24 protein-coding genes are annotated in these 26,860 nt (G+C 69.8%); 18 read left to right on the top strand and 6 right to left on the bottom strand.

The features are described from left to right. Positions 1-2,550: a penicillin acylase family protein gene (locus INQ48_23760; GenBank protein ID QRF56345.1), complete on the top strand. Its 2,550-nt coding sequence runs from the start codon at positions 1-3 to the stop codon at positions 2,548-2,550. Positions 2,551-2,707: 157 nt separating this feature from the next. Here the strand turns inward: INQ48_23760 and INQ48_23755 are convergent, their stop codons facing one another. Then, complete coding sequence (locus INQ48_23755; protein QRF60863.1) at positions 2,708-3,856, bottom strand: MFS transporter; 1,149 nt, start codon at positions 3,854-3,856, stop codon at positions 2,708-2,710. 234 nt (positions 3,857-4,090) lie between these two features. Here INQ48_23755 and INQ48_23750 point away from each other — a divergent pair, with 234 nt between their 5' ends. The 7 genes from INQ48_23750 to INQ48_23720 all read left to right on the top strand — a co-directional run bounded on the left by INQ48_23750 (position 4,091) and on the right by INQ48_23720 (position 11,201). Beyond that, a complete protein-coding gene (locus tag INQ48_23750) occupies positions 4,091-4,483 on the top strand; it encodes a carboxymuconolactone decarboxylase family protein (protein QRF56344.1) in 393 nt (130 codons plus the stop codon). 74 nt (positions 4,484-4,557) lie between these two features. Further along, complete coding sequence (locus INQ48_23745) at positions 4,558-5,667, top strand: BMP family ABC transporter substrate-binding protein (protein ID QRF56343.1); 1,110 nt, start codon at positions 4,558-4,560, stop codon at positions 5,665-5,667. Positions 5,668-5,930: 263 nt separating this feature from the next. Then, a complete protein-coding gene (locus INQ48_23740) occupies positions 5,931-6,467 on the top strand; it encodes an Rrf2 family transcriptional regulator (protein ID QRF56342.1) in 537 nt (178 codons plus the stop codon). Positions 6,468-6,632: 165 nt separating this feature from the next. Beyond that, positions 6,633-7,919, top strand: coding sequence for a guanine deaminase (gene guaD / locus INQ48_23735; protein ID QRF56341.1), 1,287 nt, complete (start codon positions 6,633-6,635; stop codon positions 7,917-7,919). 72 nt (positions 7,920-7,991) lie between these two features. After that, the gene (locus INQ48_23730; protein QRF56340.1) at positions 7,992-8,558 is read left to right on the top strand and encodes a dCTP deaminase; all 567 of its coding nucleotides are present in this window, start codon (positions 7,992-7,994) and stop codon (positions 8,556-8,558) included. Positions 8,559-8,693: 135 nt separating this feature from the next. Continuing rightward, positions 8,694-9,578, top strand: a complete 885-nt coding sequence (locus INQ48_23725; protein QRF56339.1) for a neutral zinc metallopeptidase — start codon at positions 8,694-8,696, stop codon at positions 9,576-9,578. A 153-nt stretch (positions 9,579-9,731) separates the two neighbouring features. Then, the gene (locus tag INQ48_23720) at positions 9,732-11,201 is read left to right on the top strand and encodes a DEAD/DEAH box helicase (GenBank protein ID QRF56338.1); all 1,470 of its coding nucleotides are present in this window, start codon (positions 9,732-9,734) and stop codon (positions 11,199-11,201) included. A 63-nt stretch (positions 11,202-11,264) separates the two neighbouring features. On the opposite strand, the gene INQ48_23715 is transcribed toward INQ48_23720, so the two are convergent. Then, entirely contained in the window at positions 11,265-12,803 is a 1,539-nt protein-coding gene (locus tag INQ48_23715; GenBank protein ID QRF56337.1) for a PLP-dependent aminotransferase family protein, read from the bottom strand. Between the two features lie 148 nt (positions 12,804-12,951). Between INQ48_23715 and INQ48_23710 the strand changes: the two genes are divergently transcribed. The 10 genes from INQ48_23710 (at position 12,952) to INQ48_23665 (ending at position 24,059) form a co-directional block, all read left to right on the top strand. Then, entirely contained in the window at positions 12,952-13,353 is a 402-nt protein-coding gene (locus INQ48_23710) for a nuclear transport factor 2 family protein (GenBank protein ID QRF56336.1), read from the top strand. An 8-nt stretch (positions 13,354-13,361) separates the two neighbouring features. After that, positions 13,362-14,810: an FAD-dependent oxidoreductase gene (locus INQ48_23705; GenBank protein QRF56335.1), complete on the top strand. Its 1,449-nt coding sequence runs from the start codon at positions 13,362-13,364 to the stop codon at positions 14,808-14,810. A gap of 211 nt (positions 14,811-15,021) precedes the next feature. Next, a complete protein-coding gene (locus tag INQ48_23700; protein QRF56334.1) occupies positions 15,022-16,623 on the top strand; it encodes an ABC transporter substrate-binding protein in 1,602 nt (533 codons plus the stop codon). Between the two features lie 8 nt (positions 16,624-16,631). Beyond that, positions 16,632-17,606 carry an ABC transporter permease gene (locus tag INQ48_23695; GenBank protein QRF56333.1) on the top strand — a complete coding sequence of 325 codons (975 nt, stop codon included), beginning with the start codon at positions 16,632-16,634 and terminating at the stop codon, positions 17,604-17,606. A 28-nt stretch (positions 17,607-17,634) separates the two neighbouring features. Further along, complete coding sequence (locus tag INQ48_23690) at positions 17,635-18,555, top strand: ABC transporter permease (GenBank protein QRF56332.1); 921 nt, start codon at positions 17,635-17,637, stop codon at positions 18,553-18,555. Positions 18,556-18,756: 201 nt separating this feature from the next. Further along, positions 18,757-19,788 carry an ABC transporter ATP-binding protein gene (locus INQ48_23685; protein QRF56331.1) on the top strand — a complete coding sequence of 344 codons (1,032 nt, stop codon included), beginning with the start codon at positions 18,757-18,759 and terminating at the stop codon, positions 19,786-19,788. Next, positions 19,785-20,819 (top strand): ATP-binding cassette domain-containing protein, encoded by a 1,035-nt coding sequence (locus INQ48_23680; GenBank protein QRF56330.1) that lies wholly within the window; start codon positions 19,785-19,787, stop codon positions 20,817-20,819. Before INQ48_23685 ends, INQ48_23680 begins: the two co-directional genes overlap by 4 nt. Positions 20,820-20,868: 49 nt before the next feature. Further along, positions 20,869-22,530, top strand: a complete 1,662-nt coding sequence (locus tag INQ48_23675) for an amidohydrolase (GenBank protein QRF56329.1) — start codon at positions 20,869-20,871, stop codon at positions 22,528-22,530. 7 nt (positions 22,531-22,537) lie between these two features. After that, a complete protein-coding gene (locus INQ48_23670) occupies positions 22,538-23,527 on the top strand; it encodes a GTP-binding protein (GenBank protein QRF56328.1) in 990 nt (329 codons plus the stop codon). A 70-nt stretch (positions 23,528-23,597) separates the two neighbouring features. Next, positions 23,598-24,059 carry a GNAT family N-acetyltransferase gene (locus INQ48_23665; protein QRF56327.1) on the top strand — a complete coding sequence of 154 codons (462 nt, stop codon included), beginning with the start codon at positions 23,598-23,600 and terminating at the stop codon, positions 24,057-24,059. A 4-nt stretch (positions 24,060-24,063) separates the two neighbouring features. Here INQ48_23665 and INQ48_23660 read toward each other — a convergent pair whose 3' ends face one another. The 4 genes from INQ48_23660 to INQ48_23645 all read right to left on the bottom strand — a co-directional run bounded on the left by INQ48_23660 (position 24,064) and on the right by INQ48_23645 (position 26,845). Next, positions 24,064-25,452, bottom strand: a complete 1,389-nt coding sequence (locus INQ48_23660) for a hypothetical protein (GenBank protein ID QRF56326.1) — start codon at positions 25,450-25,452, stop codon at positions 24,064-24,066. Positions 25,453-25,509: 57 nt separating this feature from the next. Then, the gene (locus INQ48_23655; GenBank protein QRF56325.1) at positions 25,510-25,716 is read right to left on the bottom strand and encodes a hypothetical protein; all 207 of its coding nucleotides are present in this window, start codon (positions 25,714-25,716) and stop codon (positions 25,510-25,512) included. Next, positions 25,700-26,116: a sel1 repeat family protein gene (locus tag INQ48_23650; GenBank protein ID QRF56324.1), complete on the bottom strand. Its 417-nt coding sequence runs from the start codon at positions 26,114-26,116 to the stop codon at positions 25,700-25,702. The genes INQ48_23655 and INQ48_23650 overlap by 17 nt, the downstream gene beginning before the upstream one ends. Positions 26,117-26,284: 168 nt before the next feature. After that, complete coding sequence (locus INQ48_23645; protein QRF56323.1) at positions 26,285-26,845, bottom strand: carbonate dehydratase; 561 nt, start codon at positions 26,843-26,845, stop codon at positions 26,285-26,287. Positions 26,846-26,860: the final 15 nt, after the last annotated feature.

Here is a 26,860-nt window from a genome sequence, read left to right as displayed (position 1 = left end):
ATGAGACAAGACAATCCGCGCGGCCGGAGGCGGCCGCTCGCCCTCGCATTCACGGCCACCTCGCTGGCCGCGGCAGCCACGCTGCTGGTCGCCTGTGGCGGCGGTGGAGGAGGAGGCAGCGGCTTCTTCCCGATCGGACCAATCAACCCGCCGCCGGCCGAGAACGCCACCTACAAGGCCGAGATCCGCCGCACCGCCATGGGCGTGCCGCACATCAAGGCCGACAACTGGGCCGGCGCGGGCTACGGCTACGGCTATGCGCAGGCACAGGACGACCTGTGCACCATGGCCAACTCCTTCCTCACCTACCGCGGCGAGCGCTCGCGCTACTTCGGCGCCGACGCGCAGATCCCGTTCAGCAGCACCATCGGCCGGCCGAAGAACATCGACTCCGACTTCTTCCACAAGCACGTGATCTCGGACGACGTGGTGGCGGCCATGCTCAAGCAGCAGCCCGACACGCTGCTCAAGCTGGTGGACGGCTTCGCCGCGGGCTACAACCGCTACGTGCGCGAGATCAAGGGCGGTGGCAGCGCGGGTGCCAACGCGGCCTGCCGCAACGAGCCCTGGGTGCAGAGCGTGACGCGCGAGGACATCTTCCGCCGCATGTACTCGGCCAACCTCGCGGCCGGCCTCAGCAACTTCCTGCCGGCGATCGCGAACGCCACCGCGCCGGCCGCAGCGAAGATGGCGAAGGCCGGCGGGCGCGGCAGCGCCAGCGGCGGCATCACGCAACTGGCCGCGGCGGAGCTGCGCCGACCCGACTTCCAGGTCGGCGGCCACGAGGGCGTGGGCAGCAACATGATCGGCTTCGGCACCAGCGCCACCGGCGATGCGAGCCCGCTGCTGTTCGGCAACCCGCACTGGTACTGGCGCGGCCCGGACCGCTTCTACCAGGCGCAGCTCACCATCCCGGGCCAGCTCAACATCAGCGGCACCTCGTTCCTCGGCATCCCGGTGATCCTGATCGGCTTCAACGACAACATCGCCTGGAGCCACACGGTGTCGACCGCGAACCGCTTCGGCCTCTACCAGCTCACGCTCGCCTCGGGCGACCCGACCAGCTACATGCGCGACGGCGCGGCGGTGAAGATGCAGGCCGCGAGCATCACGGTGCAGGTCAAGCAGTCGGGCGGCGGCGTGGTGCCGGTGACGCGCACGCTGTACAAGTCGGAGTACGGCCCGATCGCGAACCTCGCGAGCATGAGCGCGGCGCTGGGCTGGAGCCAGACCAGCGCCTTCGCGATCCGCGACGTCAACGCCGACAACTTCCGCCTGTTCCGCAACTGGCAGCGCTGGAACCAGGCCAAGTCGCTCGACGAGTTCATCGCGATCCAGAAGGAGGAGGTCGCGATCCCGTGGGTCAACACCGTGGCCGTGGGCCGAGGTGCCGCGAAGGCCTGGTATGCCGACATCGGCGCGATTCCCAACGTGTCGGCCGAGCAGACGGCGCAGTGCACCACGCCGGTCGGCCTGGCGCTCGCGGACGCGCTGCCGGGCGTGCCCGTGTTCGACGGTTCGCGCAGCGCCTGCGACTGGCAAAGCGATGCCGACTCGCCGCAGAAGGGCATCATCGGCGCCTCTCGCCTGCCCAGCCTGCAGCGAGACGACTACGTGGCCAACATGAACGACAGCTACTGGCTCGCCAACCCGAAGGCGCCGATGACGGGCTACCCGCCCATCATGGGCCCGGCCGGCACGCAGGAGGTGAGTTTCCGCACCCGCATGGGCAACCTGCTGGCGCAGGGGCGCATCGACGGCAGCGACAGCTACGGCGCCAAGGGCGCGACCGCCGACACGGTCAAGCGCATGGTGCTCAACAGCCGCGCGCTGACGGCCGAGCTGTTCAAGGACCAGGCGCTGGCGATGGTGTGCGCGAAGGCAACCATCAACGTCGCGGCCGACCCGCTGGACAACGCGACCATCGGGCGCGACATCGACGTGAGCGGCGCCTGCGCCACGCTGCGCGCCTGGAACAACGCCGGCACGCGCGATGCGCGCGGCGCCCACGTGTGGGACGAGTTCTGGGATCGCGCCGAGCGCCTGCCTGCGGCCTCGCTCTACGCCGTGCCCTTCGACCCGGCCGACCCCATCCACACGCCGCGCGACCTCAAGCCCGGTGCCGCCGCGGCGCTGTCGACGGCCTTCGGCGCCGCCGTCGCGAAGGTGCAGGCCAGCGGCTTCGCGGTCGACGCAACGCGCGGCGAGGTGCTGTTCGCAACGCGCAGCGGCGAGAAGATCCCGCTGTACGGCGGCTGCGGCGGCCCGGGCTACTTCACCATTGCCTGCTCGGACAACCGGCTCGACAAGGGCGGCTACACCATGGACAACGACCCGAACGGCAACAGCTACATGCAGATCGTGCGTTTCCCGGCCGGCGGCGTGGAGGCCCATACCTTCCTGACCTTCTCGCTGTCGGACGACCCGGCCTCGGCGCACAACGCCGACTACACCCGCGCCTACAGCGCCGGGCAGTGGCTCAAGGTGCCGTTCTCCGAAGCCGAGATCCAGGGCGATGCGGCGCTGAAGACCAGTTCGATCAGCGAATGAGCGAATGAGCGAGTGAGGCGCGGAGCGCCGTTCGTCGGAACAGCCAAGAAAGGTTGAACTTCGTCGCACGGGCCCGCTCCCATCGTTCACTGCGTTGCCGAGGTGCGGGCTCCAAAGCCCCGCCTCGGTTTTTTTATGGGCGCTCGACCGTCCCCGCTCAGCGCCGCTTGGCCGCCCAGTTCCAGGCCGCGCCGGCCGCCATCAGCACGCAGGTGCCGAGGAACACCGCGCGCATGCCGATGTGGCCGCCCACGAAGCCGCCGAGCAGCGGCCCCGCGACCTGGCCCGTGTACTGCGCCGAGGTCGAATAGCCGAGCATGTTGCCGGCCACGCGCTCGGGCACGTTGTGGCGGATCACGCTCGCGATGCACGGCAGGAGCCCGCCGAGCGACAGTCCCATCAGGAAGCGCAGCACCACGAGCTGCCAGCCCGAGGTCACGAAGGCCTGCGGGATCAGCAGCAGCGCCGACACCGCGAGGCAGCCCACGATCACGTTCCAGTGGCCCACGCGGTCGGCCAGCTTGCCCAGCCGCGAGGCCGACAGGATGCTGCCGAGCGCGGCGGCCGACATCACGAAGCCGGCCATCATGGTCACGCGCGCCGGGTCCTCGACCAGCGTCGCCACGTAGACCGTGATGATCGGCTCGATCGACATGTTGGCGAGCATCAGCAGCATGCCGGTGAACAGCATCGCGATCAGCGGCCCCTTGTCGGGCACGGCGGCCCAGCCGGCGCCGGCATCGCCGCCCCTGGCCGCGGCGGTGCGCGGCTTCTTCTCCTCGCGGATCAGGAAGGCCGTGGCGAGGAAGGCCACGAAGATGATCGCGCCGGCCGCGAAGAAGGTGGCGCGGATGCCGATCAGCGGCGGCAGCGCGCCGCCGACCAGCGGCCCCACGAGGTTGCCGGCCATGATCGCCGAGGACATCGTGCCCAACGCCCAGCCGGTGCGGTCCTTGGGCGTCTGCGTGGCGACCAGCACCATCGAGCCCGAGGCATAGCCGCCGAGCAGGCCCGCGAGCAGCCGCAGCCCGACCAGCTGCCAGACGTTGCCGGCCACGCCGATCAGCGCCATCGCCACCGCCATGCCGAGGCTGGCGCGGATCAGCATCGGCTTGCGCCCGTAGCGGTCGGCCAGCCAGCCCCACAGCGGCGCCACCAGCGCCGCGCTGAGGAAGGTCGCGCCATAGGCCGCGCCCGACCACTGCACGATCGCCGCATGGTCCTTCACGCCGAGCTGCTCCACGTACAGCGGCAGGAAGGGCAGCAGCAGCGTCATCGCCACGATGGTGGTGAAGGAGCCGAACATGCAGACGACCAGGTTGCGTCGCCAGTGGGTGGAATGCGTGAACGCGGCGGTGGAGGAGGGCTGGGCGTCGGTCGTCATGGGGTGCGGGGATTGTCCCGCCGCCCGCGCGCGCCGGCGCCTGCCGATTGGCGGCGGCGGCCATCGCGGCTGTGCACGGGTGGCGGCGCGGCCGCGCGGCTTTCGCTCTAATGGGCGTCCGGCCATAGACACACAGACACCCAGGAGAACCAAAGCATGAAACCCCAGCCCATCGAGTACGCGAACGCCCCGGACGAGGTCCGCGCCGTGTTCGACGACATCAAGGCCACGCGCAACGTGCCCGACGTCAACAACTTCTGGAAGTACCTCGCGAACGATCCCGCCACCTTGCGGCGCACCTGGTCCAGCCTCAAGGAGGTGATGGCGCCCGGCGCGCTCGACCCGGTGGTCAAGGAGATGGTCTACCTGGCCGTGAGCGTCAGCAACGGCTGCAACTACTGCATCGCGAGCCACCACGCGGGTGCCGAGAAGGCCGGCATGACGCCGGCGATGTTCGCCGAGCTGATGGCCGTGGTCGGCATGGCCAACGAGACCAACCGGCTGGTCAACGGCTACCGGGTGCCGGTCGACCCGGCCTTCGACAAGTAAAATGCCCGCCCCTGCACCGGGCGTCCCGGCCGGTGCAGGGATTTCTTTTGACCGGGGCCATGTAGAGGAACACCATGTACAAAAACCTCGCGGGCCGCGCCTTGGTGGCGTGGCTGACCGCCTGTTTTCTGTTGTCCGCCCACTCCCGGGCCCACGCCCAGCCCCAACCCGCGCCGCCGCTGAAGATCGGCTTCGTCTACGTCACGCCGCTGACCGAGGCCGGCTGGGTGCGCCAGCACGACGAGGGCCGCAAGGCCGTGGAAGCGGCGCTCGGCGCCCGCGTCAAGACCACCTATGTCGAGAACGTGGCCGAGGGTGCGGATGCCGAACGCGTGATCCGCGACCTCGCGCAGCAGGGCCACCGGCTGATCTTCACGCCGAGCTTCGGCTACATGGAGCCCACGCTCAAGGTGGCGCGCGACTTTCCCGAGGTGAAGTTCGAGTCGATCACCGGCTACAAGACCGCGCCCAACGTGGCGACCGCCAACGCGCGCTACTACGAGGGCCGCTACCTGGCCGGCGTGGCGGCCGGGCGCATGACGAAGAGCAACGTCGCGGGCTACGTGGCGGGCTTCCCGATCCCCGAGGTGCTGCAGGGCATCAACGCCTTCACGCTGGGCATGCGCTCGGTGAACCCGAAGGCGACCGTGCGCGTGGTCTGGCTCAACGAGTGGTTCGATCCGCCGAAGGAGCGCGACGCGGCCATGACCCTGTTCAACCAGTCGGTGGACGTGATCGCCTTCCACACCGGCTCGACCGCGGTGATGGCGGCGGCGCAGGAGCGCGGCAAGCTGGCGATCGCCTACCACTCGGACATGCGCAGGATCGCGCCCGACGCCCAGGTGGTCGCGGTCACGCACCAGTGGGGCGGCTACTACACGCAGCGCGCCCGCGCGGTGCTCGACGGCAGCTGGAAGAGCGCCAACCTCTGGGGCGGCGTGAAGGAAGGAATGATCCGGGTCGGCGATTTCGGCACCAGGGTGCCGCAGGCCGTGCAGCAGGAGGTGCTGGCGCGCCAGCAGGACATCGCGGCCGGCCGGCTGCAGCCGTTCCGCGCCGTGGCGGCCGAGGTGCGCGACAACGAGGGCCATGTCGCGATCGCCAAGGGCAGCCAGCTGTCCGACGAGCAGATCCTGCGGATGAACTGGCTGGCCGAGGGCGTGCAGGGGCGGATCGCGCGCTGAGCGGGACGCCCGACGACGGTTCGGGAACCGAATGCGGTTTTTCGTGTCGGATAGGTCTATGCCGGTTTTCGGGAAGGCTTCAGTGCTTTTCCGGTGCCAAAAAGGCAGATCTTTCGCCGACAATGGCGGGATCTGCCGGCAGTCGGTCCGCGAGGTCCGATACTCCGGCGTCGAGTTTCTGGAAGAACGTATAACAACAAAGGAAGCTTCGCCACGGGGCCGCAATGGCCTCACGTCTACAAGAAGCACGAAGGAGAGATGAGATGCGTCTCACCACCAAGGGCCGCTTTGCGGTCACCGCCATGATCGATCTGGCCCTGCACCAGACCACCGGTCCGGTCACGCTGGCTGCCATCAGCCTGCGGCAGAAGATTTCGATGTCCTATCTGGAGCAGATGTTCAGCAAGCTGCGCCGGCACGAACTGGTCGCCTCCACGCGCGGCCCGGGCGGCGGCTACTCGCTGGGCCGCAAGGCCGCGCGCATCACGGTGGCCGACATCGTGTTCGCGGTCGATGCCGCCGAAGCGGCGCCGTCCTCGGCCTCCGCGAGCGAGGAAGAAGGCGTGCGCTGCACCGCGCACGAGCTCTGGGCATCGCTCAACAGCCGCATGGTGGAGTTCCTCGACTCGGTCACGCTGCAGCACCTGATGGACGAGCAGATCGCGCGCAACGCGACCCAGGCCAAGGCGCCGGCGGTGGTCCGCCACGCCACCTCGCGCCAGGCCGCGCCCAGCGTGGCCCGCCCGACGAACGTGCCGAACTCGGTGTTCGCGCTGGGCAAGATGCTCGCGAAGCCCTGAGCTTCCGAGGTCTCGAGCGTCTGAGATTCCCGCCGGGCCGCGACGGTCCGGCGTTGCCGTTTCCGGCCCTGCCCTCGGGATAACCCGCAGGCCGCGCGCCATATAGCGCTCATACGCGCATGGAAATTGCGGCAGCGCGAGGCTGCATTACGCTCCGCCTCCACGATGAAAAAAGCCTACCGCGCCTCCCTGCTGCGCTTCGACGCCGCCGGTCTCCCCCAGTTCGACGAAGACGGCCTGCTGGTCGTCGGCCCCGATGCCGCCGGCCGCCAGCGCGTGCTCGATGCGGGCAGCCATGCCGCCGTGGCACCGCGCCATCCCGAGGTCCACACCACGCACCTGCCGGGGCGCATCCTCGCGCCGGGCTTCGTGGACATGCACATCCATTTCCCGCAGACCGACATCATCGGTTCGCCCTCGCCGGGCCTCTTGCCCTGGCTCGAGAACTACACCTTCCCGGCCGAGAGCCGCTTCGCCGACCCGGCCCATTCGAAGGAAGTGGCCGGCTTCTTCCTCGACGAGCTGCTGCGCAACGGCGTCACCACCTCGCTGACCTTCGCGACCTCGCACGTGGCCTCGGTCGATGCCTTCTTCGAGGACGCCCGGCGCCGCGGCCTGCGCATGATCACCGGCAAGGTGCTGCAGGACCGCAACTCGCCTGACGGCGTGCGCGACCGGACCGAGCAGAGCCTGATCGATTCCGAGGCGCTGATCCGCAAGTGGCACGGCGTCGACCGGCTCGGCTATGCGATCACGCCGCGCTTCGCGCCCGCGAGCACCGATGCGCAGATGCGCGGCGCCGGCGAGCTGGCCGCGAAGTACGCCGACACCTGGATCCAGTCGCACGTGGCCGAGAACCGCGACGAGGTGGCCTGGGTGCGCGAGCTGTATCCGCAGGCGCGTTCCTACCTCGACGTCTACGCCGGCTTCGGCCTGATGCGCGAGCGCGCCGTCTACGCGCACTGCATCTACCTCGACGACACCGACCGCGCGCTGCTGCGCGAGACGAAGACCGCCGCGGCCGTGAGCCCGACCAGCAACCTGTTCCTGGGCAGCGGCTTCTTCGACTTCGGCAAGGCCGACCAGGTCGGCCACCCCTATGGCCTGGCCAGCGACGTCGGCGGCGGCACCAGCTTCAGCCCCTTCCACACCATGATGGCCGCCTACTACGTGGGCCGCGAGGGCCAGACCAAGGCCGGCCTGAGCATCGCGCCTTCGGAGCTCTGGTGGCGCCACACCGGCGGCGCGGCGCGCGCGCTGGGGCTCGACGGCGTGGTCGGCAACCTGCAGCCGGGCTGCGAGGCCGACTTCCTGGTGCTGAACCCCAAGGCCACGCCGCTGCTGGAACGCAAGACCGCGCGCGCGAACGGCCTCGAGGAGCTGCTGTTCGCGCTGATCGTGCTGGGCGACGACCGGCTGGTCGAGCGCACGGTGATCTCGCAGGCGGGGTAGGGCGGGACGGGCGGGCCGCACCGGCGGCCATGCCACAATTCGCGCCCGTTCCCCCCGCAGCAGCGACCGCATATGAGCATCAAGAGCGACAAATGGATCCGGCGCATGGCCGAGCAGCACGGCATGATCGAGCCCTTCGAGCCCGGCCAGGTGCGCGAGTCCGACGGCCACAAGATCATCAGCTACGGCACCTCGAGCTACGGCTACGACATCCGCTGCGCGCCCGAATTCAAGGTCTTCACCAACATCCACAGCACGGTGGTCGACCCGAAGAACTTCGACGAGAAGAGCTTCGTCGACATGCACGGCGACTACTGCATCATCCCGCCCAACAGCTTCGCGCTGGCGCGCACCGTCGAGTACTTCCGCATCCCGCGCAACGTGCTGACCATCTGCCTGGGCAAGAGCACCTATGCGCGCTGCGGCATCATCGTCAACGTCACGCCCTTCGAGCCCGAATGGGAAGGCTACGTGACGCTGGAGTTCAGCAACACCACGCCGCTGCCGGCCAAGATCTACGCGGGCGAGGGCTGCGCCCAGGTGCTGTTCTTCGAGAGCGACGAGGTCTGCGAGACCAGCTACAAGGACCGCGGCGGCAAGTACCAGGGCCAGCGCGGCGTGACGCTGCCCAAGACCTGATCGCGTTGTCGAGCGCGTCTCCCTCGAACGCGCGCGGCCTGCGCTGACGCCCGGTTACCCCGGCGCGCTTCGGGGCCGCTACCATCCGGCGATCACCGGCCAAAACCCCAGCAAGAGGCCGGCAAGGAGCATGCGATGAGATGGGAAGGCAACGAGCAATCCGACAACGTGGAAGACCGCCGCGGCGAGGGCGGTGGCGGTGGTGGCGGCGGCTTCATCGGCGGCCGCGGGATCGGCATCGGCACCATCGCCGTCGCGCTGATCGCGGGCTGGGTCTTCGGCATCAATCCGCTCACCGTGTTGAGCCTGCTCAGCGGTGGCGGCGGCCCGGCACCGGTGCAGCAGCAACAGGGCCCGGCGCCCAAGCCGCCGGCCAACGACCGCGAGGCCGCCTTCGTCAGCACCGTGCTGCGCAACACCGAGGTGGTCTGGAGCGACATCTTCCAGAAGAACGGCGGCACCTACCATGCGCCGCGCCTCGTGCTGTTCCGCGGCGCCACGCCCACGGCCTGCGGCACCGGCGAATCGGCCATGGGGCCGTTCTACTGCCCGGGCGACAAGAAGGTCTACATCGACCTCGGCTTCTACGACACGCTCAAGAACCAGCTCGGCGCGCCGGGCGAGTTCGCGCAGGCCTACGTGATCGCGCACGAGGTCGGCCACCACGTGCAGGACGAGCTCGGCATCACGGCCAAGGTCGACGGCATGCGCCGCCGTCTGAGCCAGAGCCAGAACAACGCGATGAGCGTGCGCGTCGAGCTGCAGGCCGACTGCTTCGCGGGCATCTGGGCGCACCACTCGCAGGAGTCGAAGAAGTGGCTCGACCCGGGCGACATCGAGGCCGCGATGAATGCCGCGCAGAAGATCGGCGACGACGCCTTGCAGCGCTCCGCGGGGCGCGCGGTGGTGCCCGACAGCTTCACCCACGGCACCAGCGCGCAGCGCCAGCGCTGGTTCGGAACCGGCTATCAAACGGGCAGCGTGCAGGCCTGCGACACCTTCAACGCGCGCAACCTCTGACGGTTGCACACTATTGCCTGACAGCGCGAGGTCTTGGATCGCGCGCCAGTGCTTCATTGTTTGCTATTGAATAAATAGCAATGCCGCGAAAGCGGGCGTTGTCATCGCGCGGTCACTGCCGTTTTTTGCGGCAGTGCGACAATAGCGGGCTCAATGACAAGTTCCTTCTCCAACCTATCGCTGGCGGCTCCGCTGGCGCGTGCCGTGGCCGAAATGGGCTACGAGACCATGACGCCGATCCAGGAGCAGGCCATTCCGGTCGTGCTTTCGGGCCAGGACGTGATGGGCGCAGCGCAGACCGGCACCGGCAAGACCGCGGCGTTCTCGCTGCCCCTGCTGCAGCGCATGCTCAAGCACGAGAACGCCTCCACCTCGCCCGCGCGGCACCCGGTGCGGGCCCTCGTGCTGCTGCCCACGCGCGAACTCGCCGACCAGGTGGCGCAGCAGATCAAGCTCTATGCCAAGTACACCAACCTGCGCAGCACGGTGGTGTTCGGCGGCATCGACATGAAGCCGCAGACGCTGGAGTTGAAGAAGGGCGTCGAGGTGCTGGTGGCCACGCCGGGCCGGCTGCTCGATCACATCGAGGCCAAGAACGCGGTGCTCAACCAGGTCGAGTACGTGGTGCTCGACGAGGCCGACCGCATGCTCGACATCGGCTTCCTGCCCGACCTGCAGCGCATCCTCAGCTACCTGCCCAAGCAGCGCACCACGCTGCTGTTCTCGGCCACCTTCTCGCCCGAGATCAAGCGCCTGGCCGGCAGCTACCTGCAGAACCCGGTGACCATCGAGGTGGCGCGTCCCAACGAGACCGCCTCCACCGTCGAGCAGCACTTCTACAGCGTGTCCGACGACGACAAGCGCCGCGCGCTCAAACAGATCGTGCGCCAGCGCGGCATCACCCAAGCCTTCGTGTTCGTCAACAGCAAGCTGGGCTGTGCCCGGCTCGCGCGCACGCTCGAGCGCGACGGCCTGCGCACCTCGGCGCTGCATGGCGACAAGAGCCAGGACGAACGCCTGAAGGCGCTCGCCGCCTTCAAGGCCGGCGAGGTCGACCTGCTGGTGTGCACCGACGTCGCGGCCCGCGGCCTCGACATCAAGGACGTGCCCGCGGTCTTCAACTTCGACATCCCGTTCAACGCCGAGGACTACGTGCACCGCATCGGCCGCACGGGCCGTGCCGGCGCCTCGGGTCTGGCCGTGAGCTTCGCGAGCGGCGGCAACGACGCGCGCCTGGTGGCCGACATCGAGAAGCTGATCAAGAAGAAGATCGAGCTCGAGCCGGTCGAGTTCGAGGAAGACCGCCCGCGCGGCCGCATCAACGACGGCCGCCGCCACTGGCGCGAAGAGGGCGAGGCCGGCGACGCGCGCGACGTGCTCGACCAGCCGCGCGAACGCGGCTACGGCAGCGATGCGCGTCGCGGCGGTGGACGCCCGCACCGCGCGCCCTCGGCGCCGCGGGATCCCTTCTTCGACAAGCCCTACGAGCCCGGCAACAGCAACACCGAGGCCGCACCGGCCTGGGAAGCTGCTGCCAAGGCGCCCGCGCGCACCGGCGTGTCGAGCAACATCAAGAGCAAGCGCAAGATCGCGGCGCTGTTCAAGACGCCCGAGCCGAGCTGATCGGTTCGCCGATCGCCGAGCAACGAGGCCGCGCATGTCGCGGCCTTTTTCATGGGCTCTGCGTCAGTGCGTGCGCCCGCCCGCGGGGCGCCGCTCGCCGCGCGCGGCCGCGAGCTCTTCCACCGCCAGCCCCAGCGCGCGGATGCCGGCCGAGATCTGCGCCGCCGGGATCGACGACAGCCGCAGCCTGAAGAACGGACACGGATAGGGCGGCTTCGCGAAGAACACGTCGCCGGCCTCGATCAGCACGCCGTGGCTGCGCGCCATCAGCGACAGCTCGCCCGCGTCGACCCAGGCCGGCGCGCGCACCCACAGCGACGCGCCGCCCTGCGGCAGCCTGAACTCGAAATCGGGCAGGTGATCGCGCAGCGCCTGCGCCGCCAGCGCGAGCCGTTCCTGCATCGCGTGGTTCACGCGCCGCGCATGCGACTCGTGGTGGCCCAGCGAGAGGAACAGCGCATAGGCATGCTGCAGGAAGGCGCTCGGATGCCGCACCATCGCATGGCGGATGGCGCGCAGCTCCTTGATCAGCGCGCGCGGCGCCACGATGAAGCCCAGCCGCAGCGCGGGCGACAGGCTCTTCGATACCGAGCCCACGTAGATCACGCGCCCGGTCTTGTCCAGGCTCTTGAGCGCCGGCATCGGCGTGCCCTCGTAGAGGTTCTCGGCTTCGTAGTCGTCCTCGATGATCACGAAGTCCTGCAGCTCGGCCTTGCGCAGCAGCCACTGGCGGCGCTCCAGGCTCAGCGTGGCGGTGGTCGGGCTCTGGTGCGAGGGCGTGACGAACAGGTAGTCGGCCGCGGGCAAGGCATCGACCACCAGGCCGTCTTCATCGACCGCCACCTCCACCCACTTGGGCTGGCGCAGCGAGAAGCTGTTGCGCGCATGCGGATGGCCGGGCTCCTCGAGGCCGACGCGCGTGTGGGTGTCGAACAGCGTGTCGGCCAGCAGGTAGTAGGCGTGCTGCGCGCCGAGCGTGACGATGATCTCCTCCTTGAGCGCGAACACGCCGCGCTTGGGCAGCAGGCGCGTGCGGATCTGCTCGATCAGGTCGGGCACGTCGTCGGTCTCGAAGTCGGGCGTCCAGTGCTGCAGCTGCGAGCGCGCCAGGCTGCGCGCGCAGCACTCGCGGAAGTCCTCGGTCGGAAACAGCAGCGGGTCGTGCTGGCCGTAGACGAAGGGATAGGGATAGTCGCGCCAGCGCTCGGGCTTGGACAGCGTGGGCTGGTCCACCAGCGAGCGCAGCACGCGCTGCGACCAGTCGGGCGGCTGGCCCGATTGCCCGCTGCGCCCCACCAGCGGTTGGGCCGGCGCCGCCGCGGGCGGGCGCGCATTGCGCGCCACGAACACGCCGCTGCGCGGACGCGCCTCGAGAAAGCCCTCGTCGATCAGCTGCAGGTAGGCCGAGGTCACGGTGTTGCGGCTCAGGCCCAGCAGCACCGCGAGCTCGCGCGAGGAGGGCAGCGACGCGCCCGGGCTCAGGTGGTCCTCGAGGATGGCCTGCACCACCGCGGCGCGCAGCCGTGCCTGCAGCGGCAGCGCGGGTTGGTCGGGCAGCGCGAAGAGCTGCGCCCACTGGGTGGCTCGGGGATGGCTTGCCATGGTCGCCGCAGTTTAGGGCAGGCCTTTCGCGAGCGCGCAGGCCGGTGCGCTCTGGCTCGGTCGAAACCCGGCATCTGGCCCTATCGCGCGCCTGGCCCGCTGCCTACCCTCGGCTCCATCCATTCCCCAAAGACTTCATCCGAGCGCCATGTCCTCTTCCTTCCCGCCCGTGACCACCGACACCCTCGCCGCCTTCAGCGCGGCCTGGAACCGCCACGACATCGATGCGCTGATGAGCTTCATGAGCGACGACTGCGTGTTCCAGACCGCCGCCGGCCCCGATGCCTGCGGCACCCGCCACACGGGCACCGAGGCCGTGCGCAAGGCCTTCGCGGCCGCCTGGCAGGCCGTGCCCGACGCGCAGTGGATCGACGGCGTGCATTTCGTGCACGGCGACTTCGGCACCTCGCAGTGGACCTTCACCGGCACCGCCGCCGACGGCAGCCGCATCGAGACCGACGGCATCGACGTCTTCACCTTCAAGGACGGGAAGATCCAGCTCAAGAACGTGTTCCGCAAGGCACGCCCGAACCTGCCCGCGGCCAAGTAGACAAGGCCATGACGACCGGTACCGCCACGCACTTCGCGTCCGCCGAGCCCGTGCCCGCCACGCCCTCGCGGCCCTACGACCCGCGCTACGACCCGCTGCTCGCGCCCGACCCCGGTGCCGGCCGCGCCTACGCGCCCACCTGGTGGGTCGCGAGCGCGGGCACGCCGCCCGAGGACGACGGCCCGCTGGTGCAGGACATCGACGTCGACGTGGCGATCGTGGGCTCGGGCGCCACCGGCATGTCGACCGCGCTCTATCTCGCGCAGGAGCATGGCATCCGCGCCACCGTGCTCGAGGCCAACCAGGCCGCCTGGGGCTGCTCGAGCCGCAGCGGCGGCCAGGGCCAGAACGCCAGCGGCCGCCTCAAGCGCTCGCAGTGGATCGCGCGCTGGGGCCTCGATACCGCGAAGAAGCTCGACGCCGAGATCCGCGCGGGCTTCGAGAACTTCAAGGGGCTCACCAAGCAGATCGACTGCGATGCCTTCGACGGCGGCCATCTCTACCTCGCGCACCGCCGCGAGAAGCTGCCGGTGCTCGCCGCCGAGGCCGCGCTGATGCGCGACACCTTCGGCTATGCCACGCGCATGATGAGCGCCGAGGAGGTGCGCAGCGACTACTGCGACGAGCGCGAGACCGTGGGCGCGATGTTCGAGGCCGAGGGCGTGGGCATCCATCCGCTGAAGTTCACCTTCGGGCTGCTGCGGCGCGCACGCGCGCTCGGCGTGAAGGTCCACACCTCGAGCCCGGTGCAGGGCTGGCAGACCATCGACGGCGTGCACCACCTGCGCACGCCCGGCGGCACGGTGCGCGCGCGCCGCGTGGCGGTGTGCACCGGCGGCTACACGGGCCAGGCGCTGAGCCCGCTGCTGAAGAACCGCGTGATGCCAATCCTCTCGAACTCGGTGGTCACGCGCGAGCTCACCGAGGCCGAGCTCAAGGCCACCAACTTCCGCTCCAAGACCTTCCTCACCGACACGCGCACGCTGCGCTTCTACTACCGGCTGCTCGAGGGCAACCGGCTGCAGATCGGCAGCCGCAGCTCGGTCAGCGGCGCCGATGCCGAGGCACCGGTGCACCTGAAGCTGCTCACCGACGCGATCGCGCGCAAGTTCCCGCCGCTCGCCAACATCCGCATCGACCACTCGTGGTGGGGCTGGGTCGACATGAGCCACGACATGATGCCGCGCATCACGCAGCCCGATGCCGCGAAGAAGATCTGGTACGCCGTGGGCTATGGCGGCAACGGCGTCTCGTTCTCGACCTGGGCCGGCAAGCGCCTGGCCGAGCGCATCGCGGGCCGCGATGCGGGCCGCGAGGTGTTCGAGCTGCCGATCTACGACTCGCCGCTGCCCTTCCCGAACGTGATGGGCCTGGTCGAGTCGCAGGCCTTCGCGCCGTTCCGCCGCATGGGCCAGCGCATGCTCTACAAGTGGTACTGGCTCAAGGACGAGAAGTAGCGCGCGCCGGCACCATCGCGCTCCCGCATCCGGTGCGCCTTCCCGCAAACGGCGCATCCCACGCCGCACAACGGGGCAAACCCGCAGCGTCTGGCCCTGCGGATCGGTGCCACGTGGCTCTTCGTGGCACCTGCTCGGGGGCCTATCGTCGATCTCGTCGGCGCCGCACCGCGCGCCGCTTCTTCTTCGAGTAGCCATCCAGAGGTCCCGCATGCCGTTTCCGCTTTCCCGCTTCACGCGCCGTGTCACCCTGTTGTCGGCGGCCTCGCTGGCCGCGCTCGCGCTGTGCTCCCTGCCCGCCGCGGCGCAAGAACCCAAGCGTGGCGGCACGCTGGTGATCGGCAGCACGCAGACGCCGCGCCACCTCAACGGCGCCGTGCAGTCGGGCATCGCCACCGCATTGCCCTCGGCGCAGATCTTCGCGAGCCCGCTGCGCTTCGACGACAAGTGGAACCCGCAGCCCTACCTGGCCGAATCGTGGAAGCTCGCCGACGACGCGAAGTCGCTCACGCTCAACCTGCGCAAGAACGCCGTGTTCCACGACGGCAAGCCCATCACCTCGGCCGACGTCGCGTTCTCGATCATGGCCATCAAGGCCAACCATCCCTTCACCACCATGCTGGGGCCGGTCGAGAAGGTCGACACGCCCGATCCCTACACCGCCATCATCCGCATGAGCGCGCCGCATCCGGCGATCGTGCTCGCGATGTCGCCCGCGCTGTGCCCGATCCTGCCCAAGCACATCTACGGCGACGGCACCGACCTCAAGAACCATCCGCGCAACAGCACCGACGTGGTCGGCTCGGGCCCGTTCCGCGTCACCGAGTTCAAGCCCTCGCAGCGCATCGTGATGGAGCGCTTCGACAAGTTCTTCCTGCCCAACAAGCCCTATCTCGACAAGGTCATCGTGAGCATCACGCCCGACATGGCGAGCCTGGTGCTCGGCGTGGAGCGCGGCGACATCCAGATGCTGCCCTTCGCGACCCTGCCTACCGACCTCAAGCGCTTCGCCAACGACCCGCGCGTGTCGCTCACGCCCAAGGGCTACGACGGCATCGGCCCGCTCAACTGGCTGGCCTTCAACACCGCGAAGAAGCCGCTGTCCGACCTGCAGGTGCGCAAGGCCATCGCGCACTCGATCGACAAGAACTTCATCACCAAGGCGCTGATGGGCGGCTTCGCCACGGTGTCCGACGGCCCGCTGGTGGCCAGCAGCCCGTTCGCGGTCAACGACCTGGTGCGCAATCCGCTCGACCTCAAGAAGGCCGGCGAGATGCTCGATGCCGCGGGCTACAAGGCCGGCGCCAACGGCGAGCGCTTCAAGCTCACCATCGACTACCTGCCCGGCGGCGACGACCAGCAGAAGAACGTGGCCGAGTACGTGCGCGGCCAGCTCAAGAAGGTGGGCATCACGGTGGAGGTGCGCGCCTCGGCCGACTTCCCGGCCTGGGCCAAGCGCCTGGCCACGCACGACTTCGACATGTCGATGGATGCGGTCTTCAACTGGGGCGATCCGATCATCGGCGTGCACCGCACCTACCTGTCGACCAACATCAAGCCCATCGTCTGGACCAACACCCAGTCCTATGCCAACCCGAAGGTCGACGAACTGCTCAACACCGCGGGGGGGCTGACCGACCCGACGCAGCGCAAGGCCTACTACGCCACCTTCCAGAAGATCGTGACCGACGAGCTGCCGATCGAGTTCATCAACCAGGTGCCCTATCACACGATCACCAGCAAGAAGGTCGGCAACGTGCCGACCACGATCTGGGGGCCGCTGTCGCCGCTCGACGAGGTCTACATCAAGTAAGGCCGCACATGAGCATGCTTCGCTACGCCGCCTCGCGCCTGCTGCAGGGCCTCGCCCTGGTGCTCGCGGTGGTGGTGCTGAACTTCGTGCTGGTGCACGCGGCGCCCGGCGATCCGGTCGAGACCATCGCGGGCGCCAGCGGCGGCATGTCGAGCGAACTCATGGCCGAGCTGCGCACGCAGTACGGCCTCGACCGGCCGCTGCCGGTGCAACTCGGCGTCTACCTCGGCAAGGTGCTGCGCGGCGACCTCGGCTATTCGTACTTCTTCAACCTGCCGGTCACGCAGATGATCGCCGAGCGCGTGCCCGCGACCTTGCTGCTGGTGCTGAGTTCGGTGCTGCTGGCCTTCATCGTCGGCACGGCGCTCGGCGTGCTGTCCTCGCGCCGGCCCAACGGGCTGCTGTCGCAGTTCATCACCGTGCTGTCGCTGGTGGGTTTCGCGGCGCCGGTGTTCTGGATCGGCATCATGCTGGTGATCCTGCTGGCCTCGGTGTTCCCGATCCTGCCGGTGGCCGGCATGCGCTCCATCGACTCCACCGGCGGCGGCCTGGCCGACGTGCTCGACGTCGCGCACCACCTGGTGCTGCCCACGATCACGCTGAGCCTGGTCTATCTCGCGCAGTACAGCCGGCTCGCGCGTTCGTCGATGCTCGACGTGCTCGGCTCCGACTTCATCCGCACCGCGCGCGCCAAGGGCCTGGCCGAGCGCGTGGTGCTCTACAAGCATGCGCTGCGCAACGCGCTGCTGCCGGTGGTGACGGTGCTGGGGCTGCAGTTCGGCAACGTGCTCGCGGGCGCGATCCTGGTCGAGACCGTCTTCAACTGGCCGGGGCTCGGCCGCCTGGCCTTCGACTCGGTGCTGCGGCGCGACTACCCGACCATCCTCGGCGTGCTGCTGTTCTCCTCCATCGTGGTGGTGGTGATGAACCAGCTCACGGACCTCTGCTACCGCCTGATCGATCCGCGCATCAAGACCGCGTGACGCCTCCCCGATGAATGCGACCTCCACGATGACTCTCGACCCAGACCCGGCACCGGCCGCGAAGCCGGCGGCGCCCGCGCGCACGAGCGCCACCGCCGGCCCGCGCGCCGAACACCCCGGCATCGAGGCCGCGCGCATGTTCCTGCGCAACCCCGCGGCCATCGCCGGCATGGTGCTGCTGCTGATCGTGCTCGCGGTCGCGATCGCCGGCCCCTGGCTCTATCCGGCCGATCCCTTCGAGATCAAGGCCGCGCCGCTCACGCCGCCGTTCAGCGAGGAGGCCTGGCTCGGCAGCGATTACCTCGGGCGCGACGTGCTCACCGCGCTGATCTACGGCGGCCGCGCCACCTTGCTGGTCGGTGCGGTGGCGGCGCTGCTGTCGGTGCTGATCGGCATCACGCTCGGCGCCTTCGCCGGCTACTACGGCGGCAAGGTCGACGCGGTGCTGATGAAGATCACCGAGTTCTTCCAGGTGCTGCCCGCGCTGCTGTTCGCGATGGTGGTGGTGACGCTGTTCTCGCCCACGCTGGTGACGGTCACGCTGGCCATCGGCGTCGTGAGCTGGACCGGCACCGCGCGGCTCACGCGCGCCGAGTTCCTCAAGTACCGCGGGCTGGAGTTCGTGCGCGCCGAGCGTGCCATCGGCGCGCGCGACGCGCGCATCATCTGGAAGGTGATCCTGCCCAATGCGCTGCCGCCGCTGGTGGTGTCGGCCACCCTGGCGATCGGCGCGGCGATCCTGTTCGAGGCCGGCCTGTCCTTCCTCGGCCTGGGCGACCCCAACCAGATGAGCTGGGGCCTGATGATCGGCTCGAGCCGCCAGTACGTGCTGTCGTGCTGGTGGGCCGTGGCCTTCCCGGGCGCCGCGATCTTCGTCACCGTGCTCGCGGTCAGCCTGATCGGCGACGGGCTCAACGATGCGCTCAATCCGAAGCTGAGGGAACGTTGAGATGAACAACCAACAGCCGGACGCAGAGGACGCGAAGGACTCGCGAAGGACGCAAAAAAGAAAACCAAAAGTTTTGATGAAATCTTTTCGCGACCTTCGCGGAACCTTCGCGTCCTCTGCGTCCGGAAGTCCGCTCCCTTCTTCTTACCCAGCCATCGTCTCGTTCGGCGCGCATGGCATCCAGTACGACGGGCAACCCCAATGAGCGAGGCACTGCTGCGCGTGCAGGACCTGCACGTCGAATTCAGGACCCGCCGCGGCCAGGCGCTGGTGCTCAACGGCGTGGACTTCGAGCTGCGTGCCGGCGAGACGCTGTGCGTGGTCGGCGAGTCGGGCTGCGGCAAGAGCATGACCGCGCTCGCGCTGCTGCGGCTCATTCCTTCGCCGCCGGGGCGCATCCGCGACGGACGCGTGCTGTTCCAGGGCGAGGACCTGGTGCGCGCCACCGACGCGCGCATGCGCGAGGTGCGCGGCAACCGCATCTCGATGATCTTCCAGGAACCGATGACCTCGCTGAACCCGGTGTTCAGCGTGGGCGACCAGATCGGCGAATCGCTGCGGCTGCATGCGGGCCTCGATGCGCAGGCCGCGCGCGAACGCGCGATCGAGATGCTGCGCCAGGTCGGCATCCCGGCGCCCGAGCGGCGCGTGGACGAGTATCCGCATCAGCTCTCGGGCGGCATGCGCCAGCGCGTGATGATCGCGATGGCGCTGGCCTGCCGGCCCGACATCCTGATCGCCGACGAACCCACCACCGCGCTCGACGTGACGGTGCAGGCGCAGATCTTCGACCTGCTGCGCGAACTGCAGCGCGAGAAGGGCACGGCGATCCTGCTGATCACGCACGACATGGGCGCGGTGGCCGAGATGGCCGACCGCGTGATGGTGATGTATGCGGGTCGCGTGATCGAGCAGGGCAGCGCCGACCAGGTGCTGTCCGCGCCCGGCCATCCCTACACGCGCGGCCTCATCGACTGCCTGCCCGAGCTCGGCAGCAGCGCGGCCTTCGACGACGACACGCGCGAGGACCTGGCCGAGATCCCGGGCGTCGTGCCTTCGATCTGGGAACTGGGCAGCGGCTGCGCCTTCCGCGAGCGCTGCCGGCATGCCATGCCTCGCTGCGCGCAGGAGGTGCCGCCGATGTTCGCGCTGGCCGACGACGGCGATGGCACGGCCTCTCACGGTGCGGCCTGCTGGCTGCATGCCGAGGTGCTGGCGGAGGAGGTCGCATGAGCCTGATCGAACCGACCGACACGCTGCTCGCGGTCGACGACCTGCAGGTGCACTTCCCGCGCGCCAGGGCGGGCTGGGGCCGCAAGCCCGAGGTGGTGAAGGCGGTGGACGGCGTGTCCTTCGAGATCCGCCGCGGCCGCACGCTCGCGGTGGTCGGCGAATCGGGTTCGGGCAAGACCACCACCGCGCTCGCGGTGATGCGGCTGTCGCCGCTGACGGGTGGGCGCATCCGGCTCGGCGACACCGACCTCGGTGCGCTCGAGGGCGAGGCGCTGCGCCGTTCGCGCACGCGCATGCAGATCATCTTCCAGGACCCGTTCTCCTCGCTCAACCCGCGCGAGCGCGCCGGTGCGGCGGTGCGCGCGCCGCTCGACCTGATGCAGGTGGGCACGCCCGAGCAGCGCACGCGCCGCGTGGCCGAGCTGTTCGAGGCCGTGGGCCTGCGGCCCGAGCAGCAGCAGCTGTTTCCGCACCAGTTTTCGGGCGGCCAGCGCCAGCGCATCAACATCGCGCGCGCGCTCGCCACCAACCCCGAGCTCGTGGTCTGCGACGAACCGGTGTCGGCGCTCGACATCGCGATCCGCGCCCAGATCCTCAACCTGCTCGCGCGGCTGCAGCGCGAGCTGGGCCTGACCTACCTGTTCATCTCGCACGACATGGCGGTGGTCGAGCACATCTGCGACGACATCGCCGTGATGTACCTGGGCCAGATCGTGGAGCGCGCGCCGCGGCGCGCCTTCTTCGCGCAGCCGCTGCATCCCTACAGCGTGGCGTTGATGTCGGCCGTGCCCACCGTGGGCGGCGGCCGGCGCCGCGCCGCGGGCCGCATCAAGCTCACGGGCGATCCGCCGAGCCCGATCGATCCGCCGCATGGCTGCCGCTTCGCCGGCCGCTGCCCGGTGGCCGAGCCGGCCTGCGCGGCCGAGCCGCCGCCGCTGCGCGAGGTGGTGCCCGGCCACTGGGTGCGCTGCCGCCGCGTCGGGTTGGCCGACGGCCTGCCGCTGCCGCCCCTGCGCCTGCAGGCCGATTGAATCCGCGCGAACATCGCGTCGCGCCCCGTCCATCCTCCTTCCCGAATCCATGACCGCCCCCATCGTCTACAGCGCCCGCAAGATCCTCACGATGAACCCGATGCAGCCCGAGGCCACGCATGTCGCGGTGCGCGACGGACGCGTGCTCGCGGTCGGCTCGCTCGACGACATGCGCGCCTGGGGCGACTTCGCGCTCGACGAGCGCTTCGCGTCCAAGGTGCTGATGCCGGGGCTGGTCGAGGGCCACTGCCACCTCAAGGAAGGCAGCATGTGGGACTGGGCGTACCTCGGCTGGTTCGACCGGCGCGATCCGCAGGGCAAGGTCTGGAGCGGCCTGCGCTCGATGGAGGCCGTGGTCGCGCGGCTGGCCGAGATCGCCGCGCGCATGCAGGCCGAGGGCCGGCCCGAGTCCGAGCCGCTGGTGGCCTGGGGCTTCGATCCGATCTACTTCGGCGGCGAGCGCATGACGGTGGAACACGTCGACCGCGCGAGCGCCACGCGGCCGATCGTCATCGGCCATGCCAACGGCCACCTGATGAACGTCAACAGCGCGATGCTGCGCATCGCCGACATCACGCGCGACAACGAGGTCGAGGGCGTGGTCAAGTTCCCCGCCGGGCCGGCCGCGGGCGAGCCCACGGGCGAGCTGCAGGAGCCGGCCGCGATGTTCCTGGTGCTGCGCAGGATCGGCAATGCCGGCCTGCTGGCACCGATGACCGAGGCCGGCGTGCGCTCCTTCGCGCGGCTGGCCTGCATGCAGGGCGTGACCACCGCCACCGACCTGGTCAACAAGCTCACCGAGGAGGACTGCGGCGTGCTCGAGCGCGCCACCGGCGCCGAGGATTTCGCGGTGCGCATCCTGCCCGCGTTCCAGGCCTTCCACGGCACGCACGGCGCGGCGCAGGGCGCGGAGCATGTGCGCTCGCTGATGCCGCGCAACACGGACCGGCTGCGCTACGGCCTGGTGAAGATGATGCTCGACGGCTCGATCCAGGGCTTCTCCGCGCGGCTGCGCTGGCCCGGCCATTTCAACGGCGCGCCCAACGGCATCTGGGTGACCGCGCCCGCGCAGTACGAGGCCGACTTCGAGACCTACCACCGCGCCGGCCTCACCATCCACACCCACACCAACGGCGACGAGGCCAGCGAGGTCGCGATCGACGCCATCGGCCGCGTGCTCGCGCGCGCGCCGCGCCCCGACCACCGCCACACGCTGCAGCACGGCCAGATGATCGACGCGCCGCTGTTCCGCCGCATGGCCGCGCTGGGCCTGTGCGCCAACCTGTTCGCCAACCACATCTGGTACTGGGGCGACCAGCACTACGAGATGACCATGGGCCCCGACCGCGCCAACCGGCTCGATGCCTGCGGCAGCGCGCTCGCCGCGGGCGTGCCGCTGGCGATTCATTCCGATGCGCCGGTCACGCCGCTGGGCCCGCTGTTCACCGCCTGGTGCGCGGTCAACCGCGTCACGCCCAAGGGCCGCGTGCTCGGCGCGGCCGAGCGCATCACGGTCGAACAGGCGCTGCGCGCCATCACGCTGGGCGCGGCCTGGACCCTCAAGCTCGATGGCGAGATCGGCAGCATCGAATGCGGCAAGCGCGCCGACTTCTGCGTGCTCGAGGAGGACCCGCTGGCCATCGACCCGATGCGGCTCAAGGACCTGCGCGTGTGGGGCACGGTGCTGTCGGGCCGCGTGTTCGAGGCATGAGGGCGCGATGACGGCGCGGCGCCTGCCGCTCACGGTCGTCGGCGGCTTCCTCGGCGCCGGCAAGACCACGCTGCTCAACCGCTGGCTGGCCGAGGCCGAGGGCCTGCGCATGGCGGTGCTGGTCAACGACTTCGGCGCGCTCAACATCGATGCCGGCCTGATCGCCGCGCGCCATGGCGACACCGTCGCGCTCACCAACGGCTGCGTCTGCTGCCAGATCGGCGACGACCTCGGCCGCGCGCTGCAGGGAACGATCGACGCCCAGCCGCCGTTCGACGCGGTGGTGATCGAGGCCAGCGGCGTGTCCGATCCCTGGCGCATCGCGCAGATCGGCATGGCCGCGCCCGAGCTGAGCCTGCAGGCCGTGCTGGTGCTGGTCGATGCGAGCGCGGTCGCCGCGCAGTCGCGCGACCCGCTGCTGGCCGACACGCTGGCGCGGCAGGCGAAGTCGGCCGACCTCGTGGTGCTCAACAAGACCGACATCGCGGACGATGCCGCGCTGGCCGCCGCCACGGCCTGGCTCGACGCGACCGTGCCGGGCACGCCGCGGATCGCGACCACGCAATCGGACCTGCCGCTCGCGCTGGCCTCCGGGCTGCAGGGGCGGGCAAGGCCGCATGCGCATTGCGATGTGCCGGGCTGCGATCACGATCACGACCATGCGCACCACGCCGGCCACGTCGATCACGGTGCCCAGTTCGCGACCTGGAGCGCGCGGCCCGCGGCCGTGTTCGAACCCGAGGCCTTGCGCGCCTGGATGCGCGCGATGCCGCCCGGCGTGCTGCGGCTCAAGGGCCTGCTGAAGGTCGAGGCCGCGTGCGGCGGCGCGGCTTGGTCCGAAGTCCAGTACGCGGGCCGCCACGGCATGCTGCGGCGGGCCGCCGCGCCGCTCGATGCCGAAGGCGCCGCGGTGGTCGCGATCGGCTTGCGCGGCCAACTGCCGACACCGGCGCTCGAAGCCTTCTTCGGCGCCACGGCGCCTTTGGCGAATCCATAGCCGGGCCGCGTCGGTTCATGTTGCAATGCGGGCTTTTCGCCCGACGCGCATCCGCGCCATTGCACACGCCATGAACTCCACCCTCGTGATCCGCCCGCCCACGCGCGACGACTTTGCCGACTGGAAGCCGCTCTGGGACGGCTACAACGCCTTCTACGAGCGCGAGGGCCCGACCGCCTTGCCCGACGCGATCACGCAGGCCACCTGGCAGCGCTTCTTCGATGCCTACGAGCCCGTGCATGCGCTCGTGGCCGAGCACGAGGGCCGGCTGGTCGGCCTCACGCACTACCTGTTCCACCGCAGCACCACGCGCATCGAGCCGACCTGCTATCTGCAGGACCTGTTCACGCTGCCTTCGCTGCGCGGGCAGGGCGTGGGCCGGCGGCTGATCGAGGGCGTGTACGAGCGTGCCGCGCAGGCCGGCGCGAAGCGCGTCTACTGGCAGACCCACGAGACCAACCTCGCGGGGCAGCGGCTCTACGACAAGGTGGCGGATCGCACGGGCTTCATCATCTTCGCGAAGAACGTCTGACGCTTCACTGTTCGTGGCTCCACCGGTCCCAGGCCCGCATCGCCTCGGCCCGGTAGGCATTGATCTGCGACGGAAAGTGCACGAAGCGGCTGTCGCGGGTCGCATAGATCGGCGCCGGCGCGAGCGAGATCGCGTCGACCACGTGCTCGGCGTTCTCCAACCCGAACCGGCGCATGCCCGCGAGCACGCTGGCCTGGTCGCCACCGCCCGCGTAGACGTTCGACTTGTCGGGCACGGCCTCGATCGCCGCGCAGACATGGTCGACGAACTGCCGCATGCGCGGCCCGGGCCTAAAGCCCATCAGCCCCGAGTTCGCGGGCCAGGCGCTGTGGTCCATGCCGATCACGAAGTCGCGCGCGCCGAGCACCTCTTCCACGCCCAGGCGCTGGTTGATCGCGAGGATGTCGGCATCGATCCAGAACAGCTGCTCGTGCCGCGCCAGATGCTCGCGAACCAAGTGCATCTTGGCCCAGTTGGCCTGCACGCCCGCCGGCACGAAGGCCGGCAGCTCGCGATAGAGGTGATGGCCATAGCCGTGGCGCTCGCAGTAGCGTGCGAGGTTGTCTTCGTGAATGCGGCCGTAGCCCGCCACCTTGGCGTCGTAGAACGAGACGAAGGCGATCTTCGCCTGCGGGTTCAGGTGCAGCTCGCCTCCCCGTGCCTCCTGCGCGGCCTGCTCCCACTGCGCCGGCAGGTCGAGCGGCCGTTCCTCCTCGAAGGCGCGCGCCTGCTCGAGCAGCACGCTGACGTAGCGGAAGTCGTAGCCATAGGTCGGCAGCCACACGCCATGCTGGCGTTCCCAGCGCGGCGCCGCATGCGCGACCAGCGGCACCACCTTCGGCAGCTGGTCGATGGCGACGCGGCCGCCGCCGTCCCAGACGGCCTGGATGCTGCTGTAGTAGCCGTTGGCCAGGCGGTTCTCGAGCGGATGCACGGCAAAGGCCTCGCCCAGGTGTTCGCCGGCGGACTTGCCCAGCGTGTCTGGATCGCCGGCCACGCTCACCGACAGATGGAACACCAGCAGCCGCAGCCGCTCGCGGACCTCGGCGGTGTTGCGCAGGATCATCCCGCTCGCTGTGGGCAGGCTGGCGCCGGGCTCCTGCGACACGACCACGAAGTCATGGCCCTGTGCCACGTCCTCGAGCTTCTGCCGGCCGTAGACCACCGAGAACTCGTCGAGCACCAGCAGCAGCCCGCCTTCGGCCAGCGCGAGCAAGGCGCCGTAGATCGCGTGGTACTTGTAGAGCTCGGCCTGCCGGTCGCCGAACACGTGCAGGCTGTCCCTGGCCTCGTGCGCGTAGCCCCAGCGCGCCGCATAGGACGCGTGGTTCTCGAGCAGGCCGTCGATCGGCCGATGGGCGAAGACGGAGAGGATCGTGGTGGGGGAGGGCATGCGGGGGCGGCGAGTGGGGCGTGCCCCATTGTCGTCCCCGTGCCTCGACGCGGATCGCTAGCGCGACGGATGCTCGCAGGCCGTGGCCCGAACGCAGTCGCCGGTCTTGCAGGCCGCGGCCGGTGCCTCGTCGCTGCCCGCATCGACCGATGCCGCGAAGGCCGCCACCGCGACCGCCGCGAGCAGCATGCGCCAGGCCTGCAGCAGGCCCAGCGCGCCGTGGCGCTCGAGCAGGGCGCGCGCGAACTCAGGAACGCTGCGCATCGCAGGCCTCCTTGCCCATGGGCGCATTGCGCGCGCGGTTGAGCAGGTGCAGTTGGTGCATGCCGACCTCGCTGCCCTGGCGCGCCGCCTCGCGCGCCCAGTGCCGGGCCTCGCAGCGGTCGGCGGGCACGCCGTTGCCGTACAGCAGCGGTCCGGCCAGCAGCACCACGCCGAGCATCTCCTGCGCCTCGCGGTGGCCCGATGCGCCGGCCTCGCGCAGCAGCGACATCATCGAGCGGTAGTCGCGCGCGGACTGGGCCTCGAGCGCGAGCTGGAAGCGCTGCTCGGGCGTGATCGCCACGCGCGTGTCGCGCGCCGAGGCGCCGGCGGCCGCGGCGCACGCGGCCGCAAGCAGGAGCGCGCGCAGGGCGCGGTGGTTGAGTTGCGGTAAGAGGTGCATCGCGGGCTCCGTCGCAGCGTTCGGTGGCCACGATCTTCCCGCGCGCGTGCCGGCGCGTCGAACTGGAGTTTCCGCAGCCGGCCTATGGCGCAGGCTGAGGGCACCAGGGCCTGTTCACACTATGCAAGGGGCAACGCGACCCCTTGCATAGTGTGAACAGGCCCTGGCCTAGAACTCGTTCTGGATGTTCTTGTAACCCTGCACCAGCGCGTTGTTGGTGCGCACCACGTCTTCCGAGAATTCGCTCGCGTCGACCGAGACGCTCGGGCGCCCGGCAAGGTCGGTCTCGGGGCCGATGCGTTCGGTGGAGCGCACGTAGAAGTTCGGCGGCAGCTCGCAGCCATCGACCACCGCGTTGTAGCGCACCCCGCTGCCGTCGCCGACGACGCAGTTGAACAGCACGCTGTTGAAGCCGATGAACACGCCCTGACCCACCCGGCACGGCCCGTGGACGATGGCGCGGTGGGCGATCGAGGTGCGCTCGCCGATCGTGACCGGCGCGCCCGACTTGGAATGGATCACGACGCCGTCCTGGATGTTCGAGTGCGCGCCGATGACGATCGGGGCTATGTGGCCGTTCGCGTCGGTCTCGTCGGCGCGGATCACGGCATAGGGGCCGATGAACACGTTCTCCTCCACCACGACCAGGCCGCAGAGGATCGCGGTCGGGTCGACGAAGGCGCTCGGGTGGATCTGCGGCAGGTCGCCGCGCGGGTTCTTGCGGATCATGGGGAATCTCGTCGC

The organism is Variovorax paradoxus (genome assembly GCA_016806145.1).
Taxonomy (GTDB): domain Bacteria; phylum Pseudomonadota; class Gammaproteobacteria; order Burkholderiales; family Burkholderiaceae_C; genus Variovorax.
The sequence above is the reverse complement of the archived record's forward strand: the minus strand, read 5'-3'. Positions and strand labels throughout refer to the sequence as shown.